Genomic DNA, 10,167 nt, shown 5'->3' on the forward strand with positions numbered 1-10,167 from the left:
TTGTGCTACTATTGTTGAAGCTACTGCGTCGTTTACTTCTCCACTTAGCATTACTATTCTATCTTTTAATAATCTTGAATAGATATCGTAACTTCTCTCGCCTCGACCTGTTTTTTCGATTACATAAGGTATATAGCTCATATTACGCTTCTATTTTTTTATTTAATAAGTTTGTTAAAACTTTATCTTCAATCATTGACATTTGAATAGCAGGTAAATAACCAGCTTCTTTGTATTGATCATATGTTTTTTGTGGGTCTTGACCCATTTGCATCGCTTCAAAATAAATAGTTTGCATTAATTCTTGCTCATTTACAGAGATACCTGCATTTTGTGCTAGTGCATCAATAATAAAAGTTGCTTTTACACTTCTTTGTGCTTCTTCACGGAAAGTTTCACGTAAAGCTTCTAATTTATCACCATTTTCACGAAGATCTTTAATCTCATCTTCACTCATAGTTCTTGCTTTATTATTTAAAGCCATATCAATCTCTTGCTCAACTACAAAGTCTGGAAGTTCAAAGCTTAAAGAGTCAACAAGACTTTCTAAAAGTTTTGGTTTTAACTCTTCATTATACAGTTTTGTAAGTGCATCAACTTCCATAGCTTTTTTTACTTCAGAAGTTAATTTTTCTACATTAGCTTCTTCATCACCTGGAAGGAATTTTTTTGCTAACTCATCATCAATTGCAACTTCACCTTTTACTTTGATGTCATTTACTTTTACTTTAAACATTGCATCTTTTCCAGCAAGTTTATCTGAACCATAGTTTTCAGGGAAAGTTACATTGATCTCAACCTCTTCATCACGTTTTACACCAATAAGTTGATCTTCAAAACCTGGGATAAATTGACCACTTCCAAGCTCTAGTGCATGATCTTTCGCAGCACCACCAGCAAATGCTTCACCATCTACAAAACCTTCAAAATCAATAACTGCAGTATCTCCAGCTTTCATTTTACGGTTACGTTTTACACTTTCTAAAGGTGCCTGTCCCTCTGCAAGTTCTTTAATTCTAGCTGTTACATCTTTATCTTTTACTTCTGGCTTTTTAAAATCTGGAGTATAAGAATCTACATCACCAAGTTCAATTGCAGGACGCATTGCAACTTTGATTGTAACTTCTATTTTGTCATCCGCTTTATTAAACTGAGAGATTGTAGGCTCACCGATTAGTTGATCATTTTTAATTCCAAGCTCATCTAACCCTTGATTAAGTACTTGACGTAATGCTTCAGATTCAGCATCTTCAACAAGTTTTTGTCCATATTGTTTTTTAACAACTGCTACAGGTACTTTTCCTTTTCTAAAACCTTGTACATTAGCAGTTTTAGATAATTGTTTAGCTATCTTTTCAACATTTGCGTTTACTTCGTCAGTTGAAATTGTTGCTGAAATCTCAGCATTAGCGCTATTAATTTTATTTGACTTGATATCCATCAATTTCCTTTATATCATTGTATAATTTTGGGCAATCATACCAAAAATGTGCTTTTTTTACGATTAATTTTTACATAAACTCGTTTTTATGTTTAAGAACAACAGCCATACAACACCCACATCAATCATCACATCAGCAAAATTAAAAACGGCAAAACCTACTTGTCCAAAAATAGGATAAGGCCATCCATGCCAATAAAACATATCTACAACACCGCCATGAATAAATCTATCATATATATTTGAAAGTGCCCCGCCAATTATAAGACCAGAGGGAAATGCATAACATATTTTTTTTAGATATATAATGTAACTAAACACTCCAACAATTAACATCACTTGAAGATACTTTAAATACTCCCCAAGTGATGCAAACATTGAAAATGCAACACCTCTGTTATACACCAAGATAAAGTCCATATAGTCTGTATAATATTTAAACCCCTCAACAAAAGCCGTTTTAATATTTTGGTCAATTATAAATATCCCAGCGATACTTAGTAAAAGTATCGCAACTAATCTTAAGTTTTTATTCTTATCCATTGAGAGCTTTTTTAAAAAATGTAATGAGTTCATCCATTCTTTTTTCCATCAATTTTTCATCACTTGCTTCTAAGAGTACTCTTAGTTTATTCTCTGTCCCACTGTATCGAATCAAATGACGTACATGCTCTTTATCTAAATCTTTGAGTATTATATCTAAGCCATTAATTTCATCGAGTGGCTTTTTTACTTGAACATTTAAATTTACTAATTTTTGAGGAAAAAGAGAAAAAGGGCGGAGCACTTGGGAAGCTTTTTGTTTTTTTGCAATAAGAAGTGCTAAAACTTGAAGTGCTGAAACCAAACCATCTCCAGTTTTTGCAAAATCATTGATGATTACATGTCCACTTTGCTCACCGCCAAAGTTAATCCCCTCTTTTTTCATGATCTCTAAAACGTGTTTATCGCCTACATTAGATCGAAATAGCTTTAAACCATGCTGTTGCATAAACTCTTCTAATGCACCATTACTCATAACAGTAGCAACAATTCCTCTACCATGTAGTGAACCATTCTCGTGAAGAAATAGTCCAAGAGCACCAAGAAGTTGATCACCATCAACAACATCACCATTTTCATCAACTATAACAAGTCTGTCTGCATCCCCATCTAAAGCAATACCTAAATCTGCTCTATATTTGATCACATTTTGTTTGAGCTCTTTTGTATGTAGTGCTCCACAATCATCATTAATGTTAAATCCATTTGGTTCATTATGTAGCACTATCACCTCAGCACCAAGCTCTTCAAGTACAGTTGGTCCAACTTTATAAGCAGCTCCATTTGCAGTATCTAGCACTATGCGCATTCCCTGTAAGGTCATCTCAACAGGAAAAGAGTTTTTTAGCTGAACGATATAACGTCCAATTACATCATCTATTCTTTTTGCTTTTCCTATCTCTTTACCAGTAACTTGTGCCTCTTTGATTTTTTCATCGTCAAAATAGATATCTTCTATTTTTTGCTCAACATCACTTGAAAATTTATCTCCATGTCCATCAAAAAACTTAATTCCATTATCTTCAAAAGAGTTATGTGATGCTGATATCATAATTCCCGCATCACAACGCATATTTTCTGTAATAAACGCAATAGCAGGTGTTGGCATAGGACCAACTTGTATCACATCATACCCAACAGCAGTAAGCCCACACACAATCGCATTTTCAATCATATACCCACTTCTGCGTGTATCTTTTCCAACTAAAATCTTATTTGTAACCGATTTTCTTTTCAAGTAAATACCAGCCGCCATCGCCACACGCATAGCCACCTCAGCACTTAAAAAACTACCAGCTTCACCACGTACACCATCAGTTCCAAATAATTTCATATACTCTATCCTCGACTCAAATCAATAATGAAAGTTTAGCGTAGAGATTGTAAATCTTTCTAAAATGGACTCAGACCGAAGGGAGGATTTGCTCCATTTTAGAAAGATTTATAATCGGCTCCAAGCCATTAAATCTACTAAACTTACATATTCTAACACCACTTAACTTAATTTTAATTATTTTTAAGGTAGAATTGCGGACTTATATTTCCAAGAAGGATACATTAAATGGCAAATCACAAGTCATCAGTTAAGAGAATTCGCCAAACTATCGTTCGTACAGAGCGTAATCGTTTTTATAGAACTCGTCTTAAAAATATTGTAAAAGATGTTCGTTCTGCAATTGATGCAGGGAACAAAGAAGAAGCTGCTACTGCACTAAAAGTAGCTAACCAACAAATTCACAAATTTGTAAGCAAAGGTATTCTTAAAAAAGAAACTGCTGCTAGAAAAGTAAGCCGTCTACACAAAGCTGTAAACGCACTGTAAGGCTAACTCCACATGTTAGCCGATAAACTTACTCCGTTTATCAATCGCTATAATGAACTTAGCGACTTGCTAAGTTCACCCGATATCACCTCTGACATCAAAAAGATGACAGAACTTTCAAAAGAACAATCTTCACTTGCACCAATCGTCGAAAAAGCAAAAGAGTATAAAGCACTTATTCAAGAGATCGCTGATTCTAAAGAGATGTTAGCTGATCCTGAAATGATGGATATGGCAAAAGAGGAGCTACGTGAACTAGAACCTCAAGTACCTATTTTAGAAGAAGAGATCAAAATGCTTATGCTACCAAAAGATCCGAATGATGATAGAAATATCATTATGGAACTTCGCGCAGGAACTGGTGGAGATGAAGCAGCTCTATTTGTTGGAGATATGTTTAATGCATATACTCGCTACGCTGAACTGAGAGACTGGAAGATCGAAATCATGGATACTTCTAGTTCTGAAGCTGGTGGATATAAAGAGATCGTTGCACTTTTTAAAGGTGAACAAGTTTATAGTAGATTGAAATATGAAGCGGGGACACACCGTGTTCAACGTGTTCCAGCAACAGAATCACAAGGACGTGTACATACATCAGCGATTACCATAGCGATCATGCCCGAGGTTGATGATGTTGAAATTCAGATCAACGAAAATGATCTTAAAATAGATGTTATGCGTTCATCTGGTTGTGGTGGTCAGTCAGTTAATACAACAGACTCTGCTGTGCGTATCACTCACTTGCCAACTGGTATTGTTGTAACTAACCAAGATCAAAAATCGCAACACAAAAATAAAGAAAAAGCTATGAAAGTTTTAAAATCTCGCCTTTTTGAAATCCAGATGCAAGAGCAACAATCAGCCAATGCAGCTGAACGTGCCGCACAAGTTGGAACAGGTGATAGAAGTGGACGTATTAGAACCTATAACTATCCACAAAATCGTATAAGTGATCATAGAATCAACTTAACACTTTACAGATTGAGTGAGATTATGGGCGCTGGACTTTTCGATGAGATCATCGATCCACTTATTGCAGATACTCAAGCTAAAATTGTTGAGGCAGCTGGACTCTAAACGTCCCAGTTTGTCTCAAATGTTTTTTTAACTCTTCCTTTAAATGTAATTGTTTGTCCATTAAACCCTAAATATAAAGTATCTTTACTTCGAGGGTATACTTCAATATTATTTTGTACTTTTTCCTCTACAAATGCTCTATAAAAACATGCAGACATTCCAGTGCCACAAGCAAGTGTTTCATCCTCTACCCCACGCTCATACGTTCGCACAAACATATTGCCCTCTTCATTAATACAACAGATATTGACATTTGCATTGTAGATGTATCGTAACTCTCTTGCTTCTTCAATGTTAAACTCTTCCACATTATTTTGCAAACAAATCAAATGTGGTACACCTGTATTGATAAGCCACCAAGATTTTCCATGATACTCTATAGTTTGATCTATTATCTCTGGAGGGGTTAGTTCGCTTAAAACCATCCCTGAAACAGCATCATTTTCACTAATGTGAGCATTGATAACACCAGCTCCAGTTAAAAAACTCATTTCTATTGGGGCTAAATTATGGTTATATGCATAATGCGCACATGCACGACTTCCATTGCCACACATATCTGCATGACTTCCATCAGAGTTATAAAACTCCCACTCAAAATCATATGTATCGTGGGGAACTATAACGATAAGTCCATCGGCACCGACGCCATCTTGTCTATGGCACAACTCTTTTGCTAATTCACTTCTATCTTTTTTCACACTGTCATGAAAAATAACAAAGTCATTACCATTAGCACTGTATTTTGATAATATCATAAATACTTCTCCTTAATCTTTTCTACAAAAATTTCCACTTCATTTTGTAAATGTTTTAAATCTTTTGAGTTATCTATCACCCAAGTTGCACGCTCTTTTTTCTCATCTATTGGAAGTTGTGAAGCTATCCTTCTTTTAGACTCCTCTTGGCTAAAACCGTTACGCCTCATAAAACGTTCAAGCTGAATATCTTCTGGTGTATATACTACCACACTCTGTTTTATATCGTAATTATTATTTTCAAAAAACAAAGGAATATCGATCAAATATGGAAATTTAAAATTATCTTGTTTTTCACTTTGTCTTTCAATCTCAGCTTTTATTTTTGGGTGCAAAAAATCTTCTAGCTGTTTTTTCGCTTCTGAAGTTGAAAAGATATACTGACCAAGTTTTGCTCGATCAACTTTATTATTTGCTTTTACGTACTCATCCCCAAAAGTTTTCCTAACCCATTCATGTGAAGCATCTAAAATTTGATGCGAAATTGTATCAGCATCAATAACCCGCATACCATTAAGTGCTAGAAGAGATGCAACAGTACTTTTGCCTGTTGCTATCCCTCCAGTTAATGCTATGGCATATTTAAAAGCCATTTCAACTTTCCTCAAAACAAGAGAATCGCTTTTGCGAAGCAAAATGTTTCTTTAGAAATGCCATCAGTTTTTGATGATCCCTAAGTAAGTTTTACGAATATTATTCCCCATCGCAAATGCTGCTGGATGTACATCACAGTTATAATACGCTAAATTATCCAACATATCAGCACGATGTAAAATAATATCTGCCGTTGGATGGTACGCCTTAGAAGCTAAAAGAACTGTTTCACAATTACCTAAATTGTAAGGCATAACTATCTTCGCATATTTTCCTAAAATTTCCATAATCTGTTTGTTAGTATCTACTTCATCTAAAGATGGGTGTTTTGCAACTAACAAACCTTCTTCATTAAGTATACGGTTATAGTGTGCCAAAACTGCAGCATCATTATCAAGTTCAGAGATAACAACATCATAACCATCATCAACCACATCTCTTAAAGCATTGATATCTGCCGATATTGTCTCGTATGCAATCCCATCATGTTTTTGTACTTCCTGTGCTAGTGCATCTGCATTATCGCTAATTATCAATACTTTTTTTGGATCTTTATGTGTACATAGTGGTACATGTACCATCATTTCGTTGTAGATCAACCTTGTCATTACTCTTCCTTTTCTTAGTATAAACTTATAATCTTAGCTTAAATAAGGGACTCAGAGCGTAGCGAGGATTTGCTCCCGTTTTAAGTTAAGATTATAAGTCTTAAACTCTCCGCGATTTTATCGACTTTTGGATTAATTTTACTTAATATTGATATAATTACAAAATATTTAAGCTAAAGGTATAAAATGGACGTAAACAAAATACGAAAAGTTTGTAGAGTAGTTCGCATTGTTGTAGGACTTGCGCTTATTATTACAGGTGTTGTCTTAGATAATGCATGGTTTTACTTAGGTGTTATCCCTCTTATTGCAGGACTTATAAACTTTTGCCCACTTTGTATCATTACAAAACAATGTGATTTACCACAAGAAAAACAGGAATAATAATGGGTCAAATTTCTTATAAAGATGCGGGAGTTGATATCGATGCTGGAAACAGTTTTGTCGAAAATATTAAACCACTAGTTAAAGCTACAAAAGTTGAAGGTGTAATTGGAGGAATCGGTTCATTTGCTGGTGCTTTTGAATTACCTAAAGGATTTCAAGAACCTGTTATGTTAGCAGCAACTGATGGAGTTGGTACAAAATTAAAACTAGCAATAGACAGTGGAATTCATAATACTGTTGGTATTGACCTTGTTGCTATGTGTGTAAATGATCTTATTTGTAATTTTGGTACACCTTCATTTTTCTTAGACTACTATGCAACAGGTAAACTTGATGTAAATATCGCTACAAACGTAGTTGCTGGTATTGCAGAAGGTTGCAAACAGAGTGAATGTGCCTTAATTGGTGGTGAAACTGCTGAAATGCCTGGAATGTATAGCGAAGATGATTATGATTTAGCTGGTTTTGCAGTAGGAGTTGCAGAAAAATCTGAAATGGATCGTGTGAGTCTTGTAAAGGCTGGACATAAACTGATTGCGCTTCCATCATCAGGTTTACACTCAAACGGTTTTAGTTTAGCTAGAAAAGTACTGTTTGAAAAAATGGGAATGAAATTTGAAGATGATTTTAACGGTAAACCATTGATCGAAACTCTTTTAACGCCTACAAACATTTACGTAAAAACATTTAAAGCACTTAAAAATGAGATCGTAGCTATGGCTCACATCACAGGTGGTGGAATCGTAGAGAACTTACCACGTGTACTTCCTGAAAACTTAATGGCAGAAGTTAAAGAGGACGCTGTTAGAGTACTTCCTATCTTTGAGCTAATGAGTGAGCACGTTGCACGTGATGAGATGTTTAGAGCATTTAACATGGGTGTTGGTATGATACTTGTTGTTGAAGAATCTAATGTTGATAAAGTTCTATCTACTGCTGAAGGTTCTTACCTTGTAGGTGAGATTAAAGAAGGCAAACGAGAAGCCAAACTCGTTTAATATAGAGAGACCTTTTTATAAGGTTTTTCTTCTACCCTATAACCACTTTCATAAAATCTTATACATACTATATAAAACTCTAAAATAATTACTTGATTAAATAAAATGAGAAAGAAGAGTGTCACCCAAAAGGGTGACGTAAAGAAAGGAGAATTTCTTTTATTACTTATATTGTTAGAAAGCGTAATTAAGTTGGAAACTTGCCGAAGTTTGTGAATGTTTAACTTCAACAGATGTCGGGTTTGTAGGACCAAAGCCAGCGAATGCTGCTGTTGTATAAGTTTCAGTAACTTCTGGTGCATAAACATAAGCTAAGTCAAGAGAAGTAGTATCATTAAACGCATATGTACATCCTAGTGCATAATGAGACTCTACAATAGCAGGAAAACCTAATGCATTTAACATATTAATTGCCGAACCTGTACCATCCGTTCCATCTGCTGCAGGTTGCTCTACTACTGGATTACTTGCATGATTGTATCCTAAACGAATAGCCCAATCTTTTGTTGCATACTCATAACCAATAGCAACTACGTTTTGATCATCCCATTTAAAATCTTCATACCCTTTAGCAGATGACCATTTAATTTGTTTATAATCTACAGCAATTGTGTGTTCACCCATTTTATAACTTGCACCAACACCCATTTCAGCTGGTGTTGACAATTTATCAGAAAGTGCTTGTCCACCAAATAAACCAAAGTTAGCGAATACTTGACTAGCACCTGATATTTGACCATCATATTCCATTTCAATCTCAGATTTATATACAGCACCAATTGTAAAATCAGCAATTTCATAAGATAAACCTAAATTGTACCCCATAGATAAATCTTGAGCAATTCCAGCTCCAAATGTTGCATCAGCAGTAGCACCAGCTCCATATAAAGTAGAAGCATCAAGAGTACCGTTAAAGTTCATATCAAGAGCACCATATTGTAAAATCGGTGATACTGCTACACTAAAACCTTCAACTGTATATGCTAAAGGAACAGCAAATTGCATCAATTGTAGATTTGTAACCATTTGAAAGTTTGATGTGTAGCCTGATTCTTTACGATAGTCAACACCCATACCAGCTGTACCCCACATACCAATTCCCCAGTAAAAATTATCATTTACTTTAGAAGCTAAAGATACTTCAGGAATCACATTCATATCAGCAGCACTAGTTGAAGCACCTGCCCCCATGTTAGCACTAACATCTGGCATAAATAAAGTTCCACCAAATGAAATCTCGTGATCTTTACTAATAGTAGTAATTAATGCAGGATTTGATAATGCTGACTCAGCACCATGCCCCATACCTATTCCTACACCAGCAGTACCACGAGTCTTAGCACCAGTTCCAATTAATGTAGACCCATTTGTTGCAAACGCAGATGTTGCACCTAAAGCTAAAGCAGCTACTACTGCTAGTTTGATTGTTTTTTTCATTATCTCCCCTTAAGAGCTTTAAAAATATAGAAACAGAGCTTTCTGTTTCGATTGCAAACATTATATGTGATAAAATTTTAACTAAACCTTAATAAAAAGCTTACTCATATAAAAAAAAGTTATATATTAGATCAAGCTTTATTTCATTATTTGAAAAGGTATCTTTTATTATAAACAAAGATTATTATACATAGTAAATAGCAGAAAAATATTAAACTATTTTATAGAATTTATCAAAATTATGAAATATATTTATAGAAGAACAATTTGTGATAAAATTTTAATTATGTGTATATTTGTAACATTTTTATCACAAAAGATGTATAAAGTTAGTTAGTCTTTACATCTAAAAGACGAAAAAACCATAATTAAAGTGATAAAAAAAGAGAATCAAAGGATTGGAGAAATAGATCTATAACTAGGCAGCGACCTACGTTTCCACTCTTGCAAAGAGCAGTATTATCAGCGATGAGAGGCTTAGCTTCTGGGTTCGGAATGG

Annotated in this window: 12 protein-coding genes; 4 read left to right on the forward strand and 8 right to left on the reverse strand. The window is 34.7% G+C overall.

The window, feature by feature from the left end; genetic code table 11:
- The 4 genes from ACQY56_RS08280 to glmM form a co-directional block, all read right to left on the reverse strand.
- The coding region (locus tag ACQY56_RS08280; protein WP_428743696.1) for an ATP-dependent Clp protease proteolytic subunit at positions 1-141 on the reverse strand (141 nt) is incomplete at its 3' end.
- Position 142: 1 nt separating this feature from the next.
- The gene (tig, locus tag ACQY56_RS08285; protein WP_428739527.1) at positions 143-1,441 is read right to left on the reverse strand and encodes a trigger factor; all 1,299 of its coding nucleotides are present in this window, start codon (positions 1,439-1,441) and stop codon (positions 143-145) included.
- A gap of 63 nt (positions 1,442-1,504) precedes the next feature.
- Positions 1,505-1,984, reverse strand: coding sequence for a signal peptidase II (gene lspA / locus ACQY56_RS08290; RefSeq protein WP_428739528.1), 480 nt, complete (start codon positions 1,982-1,984; stop codon positions 1,505-1,507).
- Positions 1,977-3,317 carry a phosphoglucosamine mutase gene (gene glmM, locus ACQY56_RS08295; protein ID WP_428739529.1) on the reverse strand — a complete coding sequence of 447 codons (1,341 nt, stop codon included), beginning with the start codon at positions 3,315-3,317 and terminating at the stop codon, positions 1,977-1,979. Before glmM ends, lspA begins: the two co-directional genes overlap by 8 nt.
- A gap of 228 nt (positions 3,318-3,545) precedes the next feature.
- Here glmM and rpsT point away from each other — a divergent pair, with 228 nt between their 5' ends.
- Both rpsT and prfA read left to right on the forward strand, forming a co-directional pair.
- Complete coding sequence (rpsT, locus tag ACQY56_RS08300; protein WP_428739530.1) at positions 3,546-3,806, forward strand: 30S ribosomal protein S20; 261 nt, start codon at positions 3,546-3,548, stop codon at positions 3,804-3,806.
- Positions 3,807-3,818: 12 nt separating this feature from the next.
- Positions 3,819-4,886 carry a peptide chain release factor 1 gene (gene prfA, locus ACQY56_RS08305; RefSeq protein WP_428739531.1) on the forward strand — a complete coding sequence of 356 codons (1,068 nt, stop codon included), beginning with the start codon at positions 3,819-3,821 and terminating at the stop codon, positions 4,884-4,886.
- On the opposite strand, the gene dapF is transcribed toward prfA, so the two are convergent.
- The 3 genes from dapF to ACQY56_RS08320 form a co-directional block, all read right to left on the reverse strand.
- Positions 4,883-5,644, reverse strand: a complete 762-nt coding sequence (gene dapF, locus ACQY56_RS08310) for a diaminopimelate epimerase (RefSeq protein ID WP_428739532.1) — start codon at positions 5,642-5,644, stop codon at positions 4,883-4,885. The genes prfA and dapF overlap by 4 nt on opposite strands.
- Entirely contained in the window at positions 5,641-6,237 is a 597-nt protein-coding gene (gene coaE, locus ACQY56_RS08315; RefSeq protein ID WP_428739533.1) for a dephospho-CoA kinase, read from the reverse strand. The genes dapF and coaE overlap by 4 nt, the downstream gene beginning before the upstream one ends.
- A 63-nt stretch (positions 6,238-6,300) precedes the next feature.
- Complete coding sequence (locus tag ACQY56_RS08320) at positions 6,301-6,846, reverse strand: spermidine synthase (RefSeq protein ID WP_428739534.1); 546 nt, start codon at positions 6,844-6,846, stop codon at positions 6,301-6,303.
- A gap of 186 nt (positions 6,847-7,032) precedes the next feature.
- Between ACQY56_RS08320 and ACQY56_RS08325 the strand changes: the two genes are divergently transcribed.
- Entirely contained in the window at positions 7,033-7,230 is a 198-nt protein-coding gene (locus ACQY56_RS08325) for a YgaP family membrane protein (RefSeq protein WP_428739535.1), read from the forward strand.
- A 2-nt stretch (positions 7,231-7,232) separates the two neighbouring features.
- Positions 7,233-8,231 (forward strand): phosphoribosylformylglycinamidine cyclo-ligase, encoded by a 999-nt coding sequence (gene purM / locus ACQY56_RS08330; RefSeq protein ID WP_428739536.1) that lies wholly within the window; start codon positions 7,233-7,235, stop codon positions 8,229-8,231.
- A gap of 174 nt (positions 8,232-8,405) precedes the next feature.
- Here the strand turns inward: purM and ACQY56_RS08335 are convergent, their stop codons facing one another.
- Positions 8,406-9,668, reverse strand: coding sequence for an OmpP1/FadL family transporter (locus tag ACQY56_RS08335; RefSeq protein ID WP_428739537.1), 1,263 nt, complete (start codon positions 9,666-9,668; stop codon positions 8,406-8,408).
- Positions 9,669-10,167: the final 499 nt, after the last annotated feature.

It is taken from the genome of Sulfurimonas sp. (assembly GCF_050296975.1).
Taxonomy (GTDB): domain Bacteria; phylum Campylobacterota; class Campylobacteria; order Campylobacterales; family Sulfurimonadaceae; genus Sulfurimonas.